The organism is Psychrobacter sp. YP14 (assembly GCF_003209315.1).
In the GTDB taxonomy this organism is placed as follows: Bacteria; Pseudomonadota; Gammaproteobacteria; order Pseudomonadales; family Moraxellaceae; genus Psychrobacter; species Psychrobacter raelei.
The window spans coordinates 1,271,568-1,287,215 of record NZ_CP029789.1; the positions used below are offsets into that span (position 1 = coordinate 1,271,568).

Genomic DNA, 15,648 nt, shown 5'->3' on the forward strand with positions numbered 1-15,648 from the left:
TGGTGTCATGGGTTTTAAGGCGTAGACAAGGTAGAAGTATAGCTGTCGATTATGGGTATAAAAATGCACAAAATAAGATAATTTGTGTCTTTTTATACCAAGTTTGTGAGGTGCTTACGGCTGGCATTAACAATAATAAGCCTGTTTTTGCCGCAAGGCTTCACCCAAATGATCAACCAACCGTTTTAGCTTTTGATCTGGCTGCCGAGCTTTGGGATAAACGGCGTACATGCCCATTTTTTTGCGGGTAAAGCGGCTTAAAATTTGAACCAGTGTCTGTTGCTTTAGTTCATCGTATACTAGGGCTTGAGGTAAAAAGGCGATGCCTAGGTTAGCAAGTGCCGCTTGTTTGATAGCGCTTAAGTGATTGCTAAGAAAGCGGCCATTTATAGTCAGTAATTGCTCCGTGCCCTCGATATACAAAGGCAATGCGCTGCTATAACCATTATTAAATTTATACATCAAGCACTCATGGTGTATCAGATCATCAGGTGTCTTAGGGGTACCATGCTGCTTTAAGTACTCTGGGGCGGCACAGATTATCCATTGGCTGTCTATAAGGCGTCTGGCAATCAAGGATGAGTCCTCAAGTTTGGCGGTTCTGATTGCCAAATCAAATCCTTCTTCTATGAGATCTACCAGCCGATTGGTGATATTAAGCTCCACTGAGATGTCAGGATACTTTTTGCAAAAATCAGCAATAGCATCGCTCAATAATAAATTGGCGGAGACCACAGGCATGGTAATACGTATTAGCCCCTTCATATCTTCACCGTAACGGGTCACCGCATTTTGCGCTTCTTGAAAAGCTGACTGAGCAATTTTTGCTTTGTGATACAGCGTCCGTCCGGCATCAGTCAAGCTCAGCTTTCTGGTGGTTCTGTACAAGAGCTGCGTATTTAAACTCTCCTCAAGTCGAGCAATACGTTTGCTCACCACCGAGTTGGTTAACCCCAGTTTGTCAGCGGCTTTAGAAAATGAGCCGTCATCGACCACTTGGACGAATAACACCATATCATCAGCTTTGACCATATTTGTTCTCCAATGGGTGTAATAGACTGGTGATTATAGCAAAAAAGGAAAATAACCTTGTCCGTTTTGGCAATATATCACTCCCTAAGTAGCCAGTAGAATGCTATAGAGCATTTTACTCTCGTCAGCTGCGACATTCAGAGACACGATATGCACCGGTGTCATTGTGAGGGCAGTACTTTATATTCTTAATTATCAAGGGCATTGATGTTATGAGCGATATTCAATCAGCAGGCAGTACGGATCATATTTTCCCCTCAAAGCGGGTGACTTTGGGTACACTGACGCCCGATCAAGTGCTGCAACAGCTCACCCAACTGTTGGGTGCGGCTAATATACAAGCAGATCCCACAAAAAACGAATACTACCGAATGGGGTGGCGCTCTGGTGGCGGCAGTGCTTTGGCGGTATTGTTTCCGCAGACTTTGCTGCAGATTTGGCAAAGCTTAGAGGTCTGTGTGGCAGGCGACTGCATTATCATCATGCAAGCGGCCAAAACAGGTCTGACAGAAGGCTCAGCACCCAACGGCGAGGATTATGATCGACCGGTTATTGTTATTAATACACTGGCCTTAAATCAGCTGTATTTGGTCAATAATAACCAGCAGGTCATCAGCTTGCCAGGCGCCACATTGCATCAGTTACAAAAGCAGCTCAAGGCGGTCAATAGAGCGCCGCACTCAGTGATAGGATCATCGACTTTGGGCGCGACTATCGTGGGCGGCGTGTCGAATAATTCAGGTGGCGCTTTGGTAAAAAGAGGACCGGCTTACACTGAGCTGGCGTTATTTGCTCAAATCAATGAACAAGGTGAGCTGATATTGGTCAATCACTTAAATATCGATCTTGGGACGTCGCCAGAGCAAATCCTAACCAATCTACAAACCGGTAATTTTGATAAAACCAAGCTGTCAGATAATGGCAAAATGGCTTCGGACAAAGAGTATGTGGCCCGTGTCAAAGATGTCGATGCAGATACGCCAAGCCGCTTTAATGCAGACAAAAGAAGACTTTATGAGGCCAGTGGCTGCGCCGGCAAGCTGGCAGTTTTTGCAGTGCGCCTAGACACTTATCCAATAGCTGCCCAAGAAAAAACGTTTTATATCGGCAGCAATAGTATTGGTGAGCTTGCACAGTTAAGACGACAGATACTCTCAGGCTTTACCCATATTCCTGAAGTTGGCGAGTATATGCACCGTGATATCTTCGATGTCTCAACCAAATACGGCAAAGATACTTTTTTAAGTATTAAGCATTTAGGCACTGATACCTTGCCCAGATTGTTCTCCATCAAAGGCGCTATTGATGCAAAGCTGAACAAATGGTCTTGGATGCCAAAACATTTCACCGATAAAATGATGCAGTTTATTGCCAATATTTTCCCCAACCATTTGCCCAAGCGAATGACGCAATATCGCAATAAGTACGAGCATCATCTTATCCTAAAAATGAGCGATGCAGGCATAATAGAGGCTCAGGTATTCTTGGAGAAGTTTTTTGCTGACTCGACAACCGGAGATTATTTTGAGTGCAGCGATGAGGAGTCAGAAAGTGCGTTTTTACATCGTTTTGCCGCTGCTGGCGCCGCTTTAAGATATGAGGTGATACATCAAGAGGAGGTCGGCGATATATTGGCACTAGACATCGCCATTCCTCGTAATGAGTTAGCTTGGTTTGAAGCGCTACCAGAAGAGATTAATCAGCATTTGGAGAAGAAGCTGTATTACGGACATTTCTTTTGTTACGTGTTCCATCAAGACTATATCTTAAAAAAAGGCAGCGATGCTCAGCAGGTCAAACACCTCATGCTTGAGCTTTTAAACACCAGAGGGGCCAAATATCCTGCTGAGCATAATGTGGGTCACTTATATGAAGCAGAGCCTGATTTGCAAAACTTCTATCAGCGCTTAGATCCCACCAATAGCTTTAACCCTGGCATTGGAAAAATGTCAAAAACCAAGCGCAATTGTTCTTGCTGTTTGTAAATAGCGGCTAAAAATGTCTGATCCATAGGCGGCGCTCTTGGACAACAAACGCCAGTTGAATACAACGATACGCTAAATTATTGACTTGTTTTTTAGACATTTATAGAAATCGAACACTGAATGTATTACAGTAGGGGCATTAACGAAATACACTTAAAAGGAATTAGAATGATGAATCATTACAACGCCGCTGCCCATGCTTACCAATTTCCACTGACCATCAAGCAGTTATTAAACCGCTCAAAAGTCACTTCGCAAAATGAAGAAATTGTCTATGCGGATAAAAAACGCATGACCTATACGGAGCTGTTCTCACGTATCGGTAAGCTTGCCAATGTCCTAGACAGTCTTAATTTAGATAAAGGGGATGTGGTGGCGGTGATGGACTGGGACAGCCACCGCTTTTTGGAGTCTTACTTTGCCATTCCCATGTCGCAGTATGTGCTGCAGACCGTCAATATCCGCTTGTCTCCAGAGAAGGTGCTGTACACCATCAACCATGCCAAGCCCAGAGTGCTGCTGCTAAACTCTGAGTTTGCGCCTATGGTAAAAGACTATCAGTTTGAGAACTCGTCGATTGAGCATATTATTTGGCTCGATGACAATGGGGTTAGTAGTGAGGGCGTGTTTGGTAATAACCAAGCACGGTTGTTAGGTGAGTATGAAGCGCTGCTTGCCGAGGCCAGTGATGAGTTTGAGTTTCAAGACTTTGATGAAAACACCATTGCCACCACCTTTTATACCTCAGGCACCACGGGCAATCCTAAAGGGGTTTTCTTTAGTCACCGTCAGTTGGTACTGCATGCGTTAGCGGAAGCAGCGACGCTGGGCGTGTTGCCACAAAAGCAAGGCCTAGTGTTGGGTGATGTGTATATGCCAATGACGCCGATGTTCCATGTGCTGGCGTGGGGCTTTCCTTATACCGCTACCATGCTTGGTATGAAGCAGGTGTATCCGGGTCGTTATGCACCTGATGTGATGTTGAAGCTCATTGAGACTGAAAAGGTGAGTATCACCCACTGCGTACCAACTATTTTGCAGATGCTACTTAAGCAGGCCGATGCAGAAGGCAAGCGCTTTAATGGTCTGAAGATGATTATTGGTGGCTCACGCTTATCTGAAGGGTTAGCGCAAACCGCATTATCAGCAGGTATTGAGGTCTATACTGGTTATGGTATGTCAGAGACGGCGCCGCTGATTAGCTTGACGGAATTTAGATCAGATGATCCTGAGATGAGTCTAGAGGAAGAGGCGAAGCGACGTAGCCTAACCGGCAAGCCGGTCATAATGGTGGAGGCCAAAATTTGGGATGGTGATGGCAATGCGCTACCGCACGATGGTAAGCAAACCGGGGAGCTGGTACTGCGCGCGCCTTGGTTAACCCAGAGCTATTTCAAAAATGCCGATGCTGGTGATGAGTTATGGGTTGGCAGCTATATGCACACCGAAGACATTGCATTTATGACCGAAGATGGCACATTAAAAATTACCGACCGTCTAAAAGATGTGATTAAATCTGGTGGTGAGTGGATATCATCCTTAGAGATTGAGACCATTTTATCGTTGCATCCTGCGGTCGCTGATGTGGCGGTGATTGGGGTACGTGATGAGAAGTGGGGCGAGCGTCCACTGGCGGCAATTGTATTAAAGCCTAATTGTCAGGATGTGACTGCTGAGGATATCAAAGCCATTGCGGAGAAAGCTGCTGAAAAGGGTATGATTCCTAAGTATGGCGTGCCTGAGCAGTATAAAATTGTGGATGACTTGCCGAAGACGTCAGTAGGCAAACATGATAAAAAGTTGATGCGTGAGATGTACGCTGGTCAAACCACTATTTAAGCGGTCTTTATATTAAGATGGTTTTATTAAGTTAATATTTGAACCCTAGAGTAATATTTAAAAGCCGTGGCAGTGATGCTGCGGCTTTTTGTCTAAATACCAATATGCTAGTATAGCCCCCTGTTAAATATGGGTTTGATAATGGGCAGTTATCATACCCCGTGATGATATGAAAATTAAATGACCTGATTATGTGGGTGTTTATTTATTCAGAGGGTCATCATCACGTTTGTTTTTAGAACTTATAGAGCTATTTAAACTGGGGCAAACATTCACATGCAAACCAATAACAAAAGTTTGGCAGCCAAGGGTGCAGAGGCTGCTGATACCGCAGAAGTGTTATTTGAACAAATCCAAATCAAACAAGATTTACAAATCGGCTTGATTACATTAAATCGTGAAAAATCACTCAATGCGTTAAGCACCACTATGTGTCAGATGATGAGTGATAAGCTCACAGAGTGGGAAAAAGTCGATAACCTCGTGGCAGTCGTCATTCGTGGGGCAGGTGAGCGTGCTTTGTGTGCTGGTGGTGATATCCGTCAGTTGTATCAAGCGAGGCAGCAGTGGGACGGCGAGGGTATTGCACCACCTGAAGCGATAGACTTCTTTGCCAGTGAATATCATTTAGATACCCAAATGCACGAGTATCATAAACCGATTATTATCTGGGGCAGCGGTATTGTGATGGGCGGCGGTATGGGGATACTAAGCAGCAGTAGCCACCGTATCGTGACTGAGACCACACGTGCAGCAATGCCAGAAGTAAATATTGGGCTATTCCCAGATGCGACAGGCAGTTGGTTCTTACAACGATTCCCAGCCAAGACTGGACTGTTTATGGGTCTAACCGGTGCAGACGCCAATGCCAATGATGCCTTGCTATGTAACTTAGCTGATTTTAAGATGAGCAGTCAAGACTTTGACGCCATGCTACAAAGCTTGTGTGATGCAGACTGGAGCGAGGCACTGGGTCAACCGACTTTAAATAGCCTAAGCAGCAAACTGCATCAAATCACGTCCAAAACCCTCAGCGAGTTTAGCAAGCAATCTGTTAAAAGCGTCGAATTTGCACCAAGCAATATTGCTAAGTTTATGGTGCCGATACAGCGCTTAATGAGCTGTGGCGGTCTGGATAAAATTGATGCTATTTTGCAGTCGGACTCGGGCATTGAGCAGTTTTATCCAGAGTTTGCCAGCAGTGCGTGGTTTCAGGCGGCCGTGGGGAATTATCGCTATGGTTGTCCGGTGACCAAAGCCATTACTTATGAGATGTATCAGCGCGCCCACAACTTGTCATTAACCGAAATTATGACACTTGAAACCAATGTGGCGCTGCACTGCGTCAATTATCCTGACTTTAGTGAAGGGGTACGTGCTTTACTGATAGACAAAGACCGCAAGCCGCAGTGGAGTCGCAGCCTAGCTCAGTGTTTAGATGTTGAAGGTCAAGCCTACATTCAACAACACTTTCAAGCGCTATCCTAGGTTTTTCAGCGTGACACGACATGATGTGTCATTTACGCCTATAAAAATTTTATACGAGACAAGATATGAGCAAGGCAGGCTTCAGCGCTGCCTTGCTTTTTTTATGTTTTAACGCTTTGGCTAACATAATCTGTTAGTATAAAATGATAATATTCGGTGGTAGGCGATAAGCCGAACTGTGATTGTGATGAAGTTATTATACAGGAGAGCAAAAATGGACTTTGCCCAACTACCAGCACCGCCAAAGGTGAGTGCTTGGCTAGATATGGATGCACTCGATCATAATATTAAATTGGTCAATCAAAAGACCCAAGCGGTTAAGCTACGCATTGCGACTAAGTCAATTCGCTCTATGGATGTTTTGCGTTATATCCAAAAACACACCCCTCACTTTATTGGCCTTATGTCTTACAGCGCTGCTGAGTCTGTGTACCTGCTGCAAAATGGCTTTGATAATATCCTATGTGCTTATCCAACTTTAGACAGAGCAAGCGTGACAGAAGCCCTGAAATATAATCAGCAAGGGGCGACTATGATTTGGATGGCTGATCGTATTGAGCATTTGCATCTGCTAAATGAGATAGGCAAACAGCAGGAGCAATCCGTTGAGGTTTGCTTAGATATCAATATGTCTATGCCACTGCCTAAGCTATATTTTGGTACTAAGCGCTCCGCCTTGATGCGCAAAAGCGATGTCAAAACGCTTATAGAACAAGCAGGTTCTTTATCGCATATAACAATCACTGCAATGATGGGTTATGAGGCTCAAATTGCTGGACTGGCAGAGCATCTGCCGGGTAAGTCACTGATTACGCCGGCAATTAAGCTGTTAAAAAATAGCTCAAAAAGACAAGTCAGTCGCCGCCGAGCAAGTATGGTGCACTGGATTAATAAACAGGGGTATCCGCTTAAATTGGTCAATGGTGGCGGCAGTGGCAGTATGGACTTTACCTCAAGCCAGCCTGAAGTGACTGAGATTACGGTGGGTTCTGCGTATTATAAGCCGGCCTATTTTGATTATATGGACAGTATGCAGCAATTTAAGCCGGCGGCAGGCTTTGTGTTGCCAGTCACTCGTCAGCCTGAAAAACGGGTCATTACTTGTCAAGGGGGCGGCTTTATTGCCTCAGGTGCTATCGGTACCGATAAGGTGCCTGTGGTGCATTATCCTCCAGGCTTAAGCTTACTGCCCGATGAAGGGTTTGGAGAGGTTCAAACCCCATTTGCGGTAGATGAGGCAGTAATCAAACAAGGCAATATGCCAACAATCGGAGAGGCCGTCTGGTGTCGCCATGCCAAAGCGGGCGAGCTGGCTGAGCATTTTAATGAGTTGGTGTGCTACCGTGGCAATAAGCCGCTAATTGTAGAAGGCGCTGCTCAAGTTATGACAACTTATCGAGGAGAGGGACTGTGTTTTCATTAAGACACTGGCAGGCAAGCCGTCAGTGGGAGAATTGGTCCGGCTATGTCACCGCTACGCCAGAACAAAAGCTCTCGCCAAGCTCAGTAGAAGCGCTGCAAGAGATCATCAAACAGGCACGTATACATAAAAAGCGGGTGCGGGTTACCGGCGCTGCACATTCTTTTAGCGGCTGCGCCAAACCTGAGGAGATTGCGGTTAGCCTGCATAATATGCGTGGCATAATCTCAGTAGACAAACCCAACAAACAGGTCACCTTGCACGCCGGCACTTACCTGCATGAGATTGGTCCGGCTTTGGCAAAGCATGGCTTGGCACTTGAGAATATGGGTGATGTGCAAGCACAAACTATCGCAGGTGCGGTCAGTACGGGTACTCACGGTACAGGTATTGGGCTTGGCTCATTGTCCAGTCAAGTGGTGGCGTGGGAGTGGGTAGATGGTCAAGGTCAGCGGCATACGCATCATCGAGGCGACCCGGATACCGATGAGCTGGGCAATGCGTTACATGTCAGCTTGGGCATGCTTGGCGTCTTTACCAAGCTTACCCTAAAAGTGGTCGATTTATATGGTCTAAAAGAGAGCAATGAGCCAATAGACTTTGAACAAGGATTGGCAGGGTTTCATGATACAGCACGTGCTCATAGACATATGGAATGGTTTTTATTCCCAGGCACCAATAAGATACAGCAGAAGACCTTATCTGTTGTGGCACCACAGCCCATGCGCCGAGCACAAAAGCTCAAAGATCATTTTGAAAGTATCGTCATACTCAATGGTGCTTTCTACTTGCTCTCTGAGTTGGCAAGAATGAACCCTAAGCTGACCAAAAAGGTCAGTGAAATATCAGCAAACTCTATACCCAATACCCACCGGCAAGGTTATAGCTATGAAGTGTTTCCGACACCGCGTGGGGTCAGGTTCAATGAGTCGGAATATTTTATTAAGCTGTCAGACTTTGATCAATGCATTACTGAGATTAACGACATCTTATTACAAGATGATAAGCGCTCACACTTTCCTATCGAAGTACGCACTCATAAAGCAGAGATAGGGATGCTAAGCCCAACTCAGGGTGAGGACTGTGCGGTATTGTCTTTTCACGTCTATAAAGGCATGGACAGCGAGCCGTTATTTAATTGGCTCTATGACTATATGAAAAAATGGCAGGGCCGTCCGCATTGGGGCAAGATAAATAAATTAAGCAGTGATGAGCTGCAAGTATTATACCCGCAAATGAAGCGTTTTTTGCAAATCAGGCAGGTATATGATCCAGATAATGTGTTTATGAACCGCTGGCTTGAGCAGAAGTTTTTTGGCATGGAATAACACATCAGTTCAAACAAATAGAGCTATGGTTGGTATCAAGCCATGATTAATATTAAAAATATTGATAATAAAAAGTAGGCGAAATAGGCTTGCTTTATTACTACTTGTTTGCAACAAATTATTATTTACATGGTATCTACGCCACATATCTGCTATTTTCTTAATCCTCTAAACTCACAACCTCATGCATCATCTAAAGCTATGATAAAAATTGTTAACGGTGTAAAAAACCATTTTTCTTCTCAAACGGCGCAAGCCAATACTACAGCTATCAGTGCCACAAAAACCCATAACTGGCTAAAACTGAGCAGCCCTTGGCTTAAAGCCGCTGCACTGACTGCCACATTAGGCGCTATGAGTGTGCCAGCTTACGCCGCTTGTCAGGTGCCTAAAAGCTACTACTCCAATGTGTTTTGTACCTCAAGCAGCAATCACTTCTTGGCACTCAAAGACTCAGGCCAGCCCGTAGCACTACTAGACAATAGGGGTAGGCGAGTTGCTGACTTGTCTCGCTACACCGGTGTCGATGTCAGCAAAATTAGTGAGGGCCTTATACCTGTGCAGCGTATGGGTAAGCTTGGTTATGTTAACTTAGCGGGCCGAGAAATCATCCCCGCGGTCTATGATGTCATCCGAGGTGACAGTCAAACCAGAGGCTGGGCCCGTGCTGCTAATGGCAACCGCATTGTGGTCAAAAAAGGGGGTATGTTTGGGGTAATTGATATTCGCAATACAGTGGTGTTACCGTTTTCGCCCAATTATGTCAGTATTAGTGACTTCTCTGGCAACCGAGCCAAGATTACGACCCGTGCCGGTACGCAGTGGATTGATGCATATGGTAAAGCCATTGCAGCGCCTGCATCTGCTGCGACTCAGAGTATAACGGCTCGTAATCCGTCAACACCTGTGGTCAAAACCACCACCAATATTAAAGCGCCACTACCTAGCACTACGGCGCCGCGCACAACTGTGGCTACCAGCCAGTCAGCGATAGAGGCACTAAATGCGCTTCAGCGTCCAGAGGCCATCAACTCAGGCCCTGTAGTTGCTCCAATGTCATCGAATGCATCATCGGGTCCGGAGATTTGGCAGCCTGAACAGCGCGATGGTAAATGGGGCTTCGTTAACTATAGCGGTGTGCCGATGATTACCTTCTCATTTAATCAGGTCACCCCGTTTTCTGAAGGGTTAGCGGGCGTACGTATGGGAGATAAGTGGGGATTTGTAAACTTGGCGGGTGAGTTGGTTATTCCTTTTAACTATACCGAGTCTACAGTTCAGCGTATTCGCGGTGCTAATTATAAAGGTGTCCAACCCTTTATGTTCACGGGTGGAAAAGCCTGGGTCGGCAATACAGCCAATGGCGCACAGATGTGTATTGATACCGAAGGTAAGTATGTTTCTTGTTAGTAATGTTAGCTTGGGTATAAAACTCACTGATTTGTAAAGATTTGGGTTTACCGCATAAAAAAACAGCCCCTTAGTCATAAGGAGCTGTTTTTTTATGGCCGGTGTCTTTATAAGCGTTATGGTTTAACTAAAGCTTATTTTGACGCATCATACTGCGCTTCTAACTGCAAAGCACGCTGATAGCTGTCAATGTTAGATAGGCTATCTGCATAAGCTTTGATATGGGGGTAGTCATTCAATAAGCCGCGCTGTGCCAACATAATTAAGTCAAATGACAGCATAAAGTCGGCACCGGTTAGCTTATCAGATACGATAAAAGATTTACCTTCAAGCTCATCATTTAGATAGCTTAATAAATTATGCTTTTCTTTGGCGATATAGCCTGACAAAAACTCATTGTCAGTGATGCCTGCTTTATTAACAAATAATTCAAGCAATAAAGGCACCATGATTGAGCTTTCAGCAAAGTTCATCCACTGTAGATATTTGCCATATTCAGCACTTTGCGGCGCAGGACGCAACGTATCAGCAGCAAAGCGTTTAATTAATAGCTCCGTAATCGCCACAGACTCTGCAAGCACTTGGCCATCAAGCTCGATGACAGGTGATTTACCCAAGGGATGCACCTGCTTTAGGCTTTGTGGCGCAAGATGCGTGGTCGCGTCACGTTGATAGCTGACCACTTCATAGGGTTGACCCAACTCTTCTAATAGCCACAATATGCGCAGTGAGCGAGATTGATTGAGGTGATGTAATTTAATCATGATATTAGCCTTAGTAATAATGAGTCTTAAGCTTGTAGACGTTGAATAAGACGCTTGGCCGCATCTTCAGATGAAGCGGGGTTTTGACCGGTGATAAGTAGGCCATCTTCGACCACGTAAGATTGCCAATCCGCATCTTTTTGGTAATGAGCACCATTTGCTTGTAGCGCATCTTCTAGTAAGAACGGCACCACATCAGTTAGGCCAACCGCTGCTTCTTCGGTGTTGCTAAAGCCGGTGACTTTTTTGTCTTTTACCAAGTATTCGCCATCGACTTTTACATTCTTTAAGGCAGCAGGTGCGTGGCAAACGAAGGCAACTGGCTTATCTAACTTAACAAATTCTTCGATAAGAGCGATTGAGGTGAGATCAACCGCTAAGTCCCACATGGGGCCATGACCGCCTGGGTAGAAGACGGCGTCATAATCAGCAGCATTGATATCAGCAAGCTTATGAGTGGTCGCTAAATGCGCTTGGGCTGCGCTATCTTGCTTAAAGCGATCGGTGTATTTAGTTTGAGCGTCAGGGGTATCACTGCTTGGGTCAAGCGGCGGTTGACCGCCGGCAGGTGAGGCCAAAGTAATCTCAGCGCCCGCATCTTTAAAGGCGTAATAAGGCGCGGCAAACTCTTCTAACCAAAAACCGGTTTTTTTACCCGTTTCTGCCAATTTATCATGTGAGGTAAGTACCATTAATATTTTCATCAGTTATCCTATAGCAAAGATCTATTTTTAAAATTCGGTCATTTATTTATAAATTCAGTTATTTGGGGTCAGCGACTTTAACCACGGTTTTGCCAAAGTTATTGCCCTCTAACATATCCACGAAACCTTTTGGCGCATTTTGTAGGCCATCAACGATATGCTCTTTGGTTTTTACCTTGCCCTCAGAGACCCATTTGCCCATGGTTTGTAAAAACTCAGGGAAGTGATCGCCATATTCTTCGAAGATAATAAAGCCTTTAACGGTTAGACGCTGTCTTAAGATGAGGCTCATGAGCTGGCTTAAGCGATCTTTGCCTTCAGGCAGCTCGGTCTCATTGTAATGAGCAGCAAGACCACACACAGGGATACGAGCGTGCGCATTCAGTAGAGGCAGTACCGCATCAAATACACGGCCACCCACGTTTTCATAATAAATATCAATGCCGTTAGGACATGCGGCGGCTAGCTGCGCCTCGAAGTCATCGCTGCGGTGATCAAGACACACATCAAAGCCGAGCTCTTCAACGGCGTATTTACATTTATCTGCACCACCTGCGACGCCCACTACTTTTAGGTTATGTAGTTTGCCCACTTGACCGACGGTCGCACCGACTGGACCGGTTGCTGCGCCTACTACTAAGGTCTCACCTGCTTTTGGCTTACCAATATCAGTTAATCCCATATAGCCGGTGAAGCCTGGCATACCCAGCACACCTAAGCCGTAAGAAGGGTTGCTCATCTCTTGGGTTAATTTATATACACCCTCACCAGTACTGACGCTATAGTCTTGCCAGCCGCCATAAGCAACCACAATATCGCCTTCGCTAAAGCCCTCAACGTTTGAGCTAACCACTTGCGATACGGTAGCACCAAGCATCACATCACCCATTTCTAGCGGGTCGGCATAGCTTTTGGCATCACTCATACGACCACGCATATAAGGATCAAGCGATAAATAAAGGGTGCGTAATAACATCTCATTATCGGCTGCACGGGGTACGTCAGTTGTCGTTAATTCAAAATTATCGTCAATTGGCTTGCCATGAGGACGGCTGGCCAGTTTGATTTGACGGTTTAGGGTATCTGATTGGGCTGTATTAAATGGTGTATTATCAAAGCTCATAAGTGGAAATCCTTGGTGTATTTATGCAGTTTATTGTTATTAAGGGAGGTAGGCAGCAGCGGTTGTTGAAACCAGATTATATTTAAGCCAAATCAATGGACTGCTATTTTTATTATTTGAAAATCTTTAGAGGTGGGGGCGCAGCCACCTATTTTATTATAGAGTAGGGCGGCTGTGCCTATGTGGTGCTTTTGTACCTAATTTATGACTTAAGCTAAGTGGCTTTAAGTGGCAATTAAGCTTGGGCTGCACGCTGTAAAATACGGCGTGAAACTTCTAAATCATTGGTCTTATGCTCACCAAGCTTAGTCATACCATGTGCTTGTAACTGCTGAACAATAGGCTCAATGGCGCTTTCATCTAGGTTGGCATCAGCAAGGTTTACCGGTAAGCCTAAATCCTTAAAGAAGCGCTCAGTGTGCACAATGGCCTCTTCAATGATGGCGTCATCGTCTTTGGTAGTGTCGCTGCTGATATGCCAGACATTGCGGGCATATTGTAAAAGCTTGTCTTTTTTGCTGTCTTTTAACTCACGCATCACTGAGGGCAACACTATGGTTAACGTGCGGGCATGATCGATGCTGTGTAGAGAGGTTAATTCGTGACCAATCATATGTGTGGTCCAGTCTTGAGGTACGCCGGTACCAATTAGACCATTTAAGGCCATGGTTGCTGTCCACATGATGTTTTTGCGTACTTCCAGATCCTCTGGATTGGCTTTAACGGCTTGACCTTCACTGATTAAGATTTTTAGCAAGCTTTCTGCAAAAGCATCTTGGACTTTAGCATTTACTGGATAAGTTAAATACTGCTCCATGACATGGACAAAGGCATCTGCCACGCCATTCATTACTTGACGTTCAGGCAAGGTTAAGGTCTTAGTAGGATCTAAAATTGAGAACTTTGGATAGGCCAATGGGTTACCAAAGGGTAGCTTGGCTTTACGTTCACTGTAATTAATCACGCCACCTGAATTCATCTCAGAACCTGTTGCTGGAATAGTCAATACAGCACCTAAGTCAACCGCTGAATCAATGTTTCTGGTATAGCTGGTGAGTGCTTCCCAAGCTTGGTCGCGCGACACGGTACCATCATCTTGTGTTAGGTGTGAGACCAGTGCCACAAATTTACTGCCATCAATGACGGAACCACCACCCACCGCTAGAATAAAGTCGATATGGTGCTCATTCACCATATCAGCGGCTTTCATCAAGGTGGTGAACTCAGGGTTTGGCTCAATACCACCAAATTCAAAAACTTCACGAGTGCTGTCTGCTGTATTTAGGGCATCTTTTACTTCATCAAGTGTGCCAGTACGCTGTGCTGAACCGCCGCCATAAGTAATTAATACACGGGCGTGGTTAGGTACTAGATTGGACAGCTCTTTAATTTGACCGTCACCAAAGACGATACGCACAGGGTTAAAGTATTGAAAGTTGTTCATAAAAATCCTTAAAGTAAAGGTAGGGGTAAAGACTAGGTTTGTTATCTGTGGCTATAATACGCTCTAATTAGACCGGTCGTCTAGTTAAATTACAAAACTACCTAACTTTTGTGGACGGTTTTTATAACCGAGTGAGAGGAGGGGATTACATTAGGACTAAACAAGGGAATCAAAGAGGGGCGTTAAACAGATAAGTTAACGGTTAACAACATCATTTAAAACACAATGCTGCATCATTTGTGCTAGATAAAAGTTGGGGGCATCCCATATCCAAAGCGATAGCGCCAAAAATGATAGCCGATCTGCTAACGCTAGAGCCGGCTATCACAGCCGCTGTGTCCACAGTACACTGCGCTAAAAACAATGCACCGCACTAACAAATATAATAAGCTAAAAAACGTACCAAACTAAAAAACGTACCAAACTAAAAAACGTACCAAGCTAAAAAATATATCCTGCTAACAAATGTACCAAGCTAAAAACTAAAATAAGCCAAGCGACATCTCAGCAAGCTTAGCGCCCAAGCTCTGAGGTGGTCATCTGCCATACCTCAGATAATGGAATATTAGACTGACTGGTCTTGGCAATTAAGCTGGCCCCCAACCAAGCATAGTACCAGCGCTTGGCCAGACTCTCTGCTGCCACATTTTCGGTCTTAGGCACAGAGCCATCTTCCCAGCCAGCCTTAATCTGATCGCTAATCCAGCCAATGGTCTGCATATAACCGCCCGCTAAGGCTTCACGCATAGGGTCTGAGATATCGGCCACCTCACCACTTAATTTAACCACCAAGCATTTTTCGTGATCGCAGCCATTTTGCTGAGTGTCATACCAAAACTGAAAGTAGTTATACAGTTTTTGTTGTGCACTAATATCTTGGTTAGAAATGGCCTCAAGACGGCTTTTATAATGCTCAAAGTAGCCTTTAATAATGGCTTCACCAAACGCTTCTTTGGAGGCAAAATAATGATAAAAAGAGCCTTTGGGCACGCCAGCAGTATCTAAGATAAGCTTGATACCGACCGCAGTAAAGCCTTTATGAGCCAGCAGTTGATATCCAGTGGCCAACAAATGCGACTTAGTATCGCCTTTAGCGGCTTTCACAAAATCC

At 45.1% G+C, this 15,648-nt stretch carries 12 protein-coding genes; 6 read left to right on the plus strand and 6 right to left on the minus strand.

Annotated features, from left to right (window positions below):
* Nucleotides 1-126: 126 nt before the first annotated feature.
* Nucleotides 127-1,032, minus strand: coding sequence for a LysR family transcriptional regulator (locus tag DLE54_RS05405; RefSeq protein ID WP_110816509.1), 906 nt, complete (start codon nt 1,030-1,032; stop codon nt 127-129).
* Nucleotides 1,033-1,304: 272 nt separating this feature from the next.
* Between DLE54_RS05405 and dld the strand changes: the two genes are divergently transcribed.
* The 6 genes from dld (at nt 1,305) to DLE54_RS05435 (ending at nt 10,502) form a co-directional block, all read left to right on the plus strand.
* Nucleotides 1,305-3,017, plus strand: coding sequence for a D-lactate dehydrogenase (gene dld, locus DLE54_RS05410; protein WP_197708935.1), 1,713 nt, complete (start codon nt 1,305-1,307; stop codon nt 3,015-3,017).
* A 168-nt stretch (nt 3,018-3,185) separates the two neighbouring features.
* Nucleotides 3,186-4,856: a fatty acid--CoA ligase gene (locus tag DLE54_RS05415; RefSeq protein ID WP_110816511.1), complete on the plus strand. Its 1,671-nt coding sequence runs from the start codon at nt 3,186-3,188 to the stop codon at nt 4,854-4,856.
* A 276-nt stretch (nt 4,857-5,132) separates the two neighbouring features.
* On the plus strand, nt 5,133-6,344 hold the full coding sequence (locus tag DLE54_RS05420; protein ID WP_110816512.1) for an enoyl-CoA hydratase/isomerase family protein: 1,212 nt from the start codon (nt 5,133-5,135) through the stop codon (nt 6,342-6,344).
* A gap of 214 nt (nt 6,345-6,558) precedes the next feature.
* Nucleotides 6,559-7,767 (plus strand): alanine racemase, encoded by a 1,209-nt coding sequence (locus DLE54_RS05425; RefSeq protein ID WP_110816513.1) that lies wholly within the window; start codon nt 6,559-6,561, stop codon nt 7,765-7,767.
* Nucleotides 7,755-9,092, plus strand: coding sequence for a D-arabinono-1,4-lactone oxidase (locus DLE54_RS05430; RefSeq protein ID WP_110816514.1), 1,338 nt, complete (start codon nt 7,755-7,757; stop codon nt 9,090-9,092). Before DLE54_RS05425 ends, DLE54_RS05430 begins: the two co-directional genes overlap by 13 nt.
* 201 nt (nt 9,093-9,293) lie before the next feature.
* Nucleotides 9,294-10,502, plus strand: coding sequence for a WG repeat-containing protein (locus tag DLE54_RS05435; protein ID WP_227535567.1), 1,209 nt, complete (start codon nt 9,294-9,296; stop codon nt 10,500-10,502).
* A gap of 134 nt (nt 10,503-10,636) precedes the next feature.
* Here DLE54_RS05435 and DLE54_RS05440 read toward each other — a convergent pair whose 3' ends face one another.
* From DLE54_RS05440 to DLE54_RS05460, 5 genes are all read right to left on the minus strand, one after another.
* Nucleotides 10,637-11,266 carry a glutathione S-transferase family protein gene (locus DLE54_RS05440; protein ID WP_110816515.1) on the minus strand — a complete coding sequence of 210 codons (630 nt, stop codon included), beginning with the start codon at nt 11,264-11,266 and terminating at the stop codon, nt 10,637-10,639.
* 26 nt (nt 11,267-11,292) lie between these two features.
* Nucleotides 11,293-11,970: a type 1 glutamine amidotransferase domain-containing protein gene (locus tag DLE54_RS05445; protein WP_110816516.1), complete on the minus strand. Its 678-nt coding sequence runs from the start codon at nt 11,968-11,970 to the stop codon at nt 11,293-11,295.
* Between the two features lie 58 nt (nt 11,971-12,028).
* A complete protein-coding gene (locus DLE54_RS05450) occupies nt 12,029-13,093 on the minus strand; it encodes an NADP-dependent oxidoreductase (protein ID WP_110816517.1) in 1,065 nt (354 codons plus the stop codon).
* A 235-nt stretch (nt 13,094-13,328) separates the two neighbouring features.
* Nucleotides 13,329-14,537 carry an iron-containing alcohol dehydrogenase gene (locus DLE54_RS05455; RefSeq protein WP_110816518.1) on the minus strand — a complete coding sequence of 403 codons (1,209 nt, stop codon included), beginning with the start codon at nt 14,535-14,537 and terminating at the stop codon, nt 13,329-13,331.
* Between the two features lie 513 nt (nt 14,538-15,050).
* Nucleotides 15,051-15,641 carry a TetR/AcrR family transcriptional regulator gene (locus DLE54_RS05460; protein ID WP_011960356.1) on the minus strand — a complete coding sequence of 197 codons (591 nt, stop codon included), beginning with the start codon at nt 15,639-15,641 and terminating at the stop codon, nt 15,051-15,053.
* Nucleotides 15,642-15,648: the final 7 nt, after the last annotated feature.

Excerpts from the sequence above, each read along its gene's own strand:
- DLE54_RS05450 (WP_110816517.1), bottom strand. The coding sequence starts at position 13,093 with ATGAGCTTTGATAATACACCATTTAATACAGCCCAATCAGATACCCTA.
- DLE54_RS05455 (WP_110816518.1), bottom strand. The coding sequence starts at position 14,537 with ATGAACAACTTTCAATACTTTAACCCTGTGCGTATCGTCTTTGGTGAC.
- DLE54_RS05420 (WP_110816512.1), top strand. The coding sequence starts at position 5,133 with ATGCAAACCAATAACAAAAGTTTGGCAGCCAAGGGTGCAGAGGCTGCT.
- DLE54_RS05415 (WP_110816511.1), top strand. The coding sequence starts at position 3,186 with ATGATGAATCATTACAACGCCGCTGCCCATGCTTACCAATTTCCACTG.
- DLE54_RS05445 (WP_110816516.1), bottom strand. The coding sequence starts at position 11,970 with ATGAAAATATTAATGGTACTTACCTCACATGATAAATTGGCAGAAACG.
- DLE54_RS05405 (WP_110816509.1), bottom strand. The coding sequence starts at position 1,032 with ATGGTCAAAGCTGATGATATGGTGTTATTCGTCCAAGTGGTCGATGAC.
- DLE54_RS05435 (WP_227535567.1), top strand. The coding sequence starts at position 9,294 with ATGATAAAAATTGTTAACGGTGTAAAAAACCATTTTTCTTCTCAAACG.
- DLE54_RS05440 (WP_110816515.1), bottom strand. The coding sequence starts at position 11,266 with ATGATTAAATTACATCACCTCAATCAATCTCGCTCACTGCGCATATTG.
- DLE54_RS05425 (WP_110816513.1), top strand. The coding sequence starts at position 6,559 with ATGGACTTTGCCCAACTACCAGCACCGCCAAAGGTGAGTGCTTGGCTA.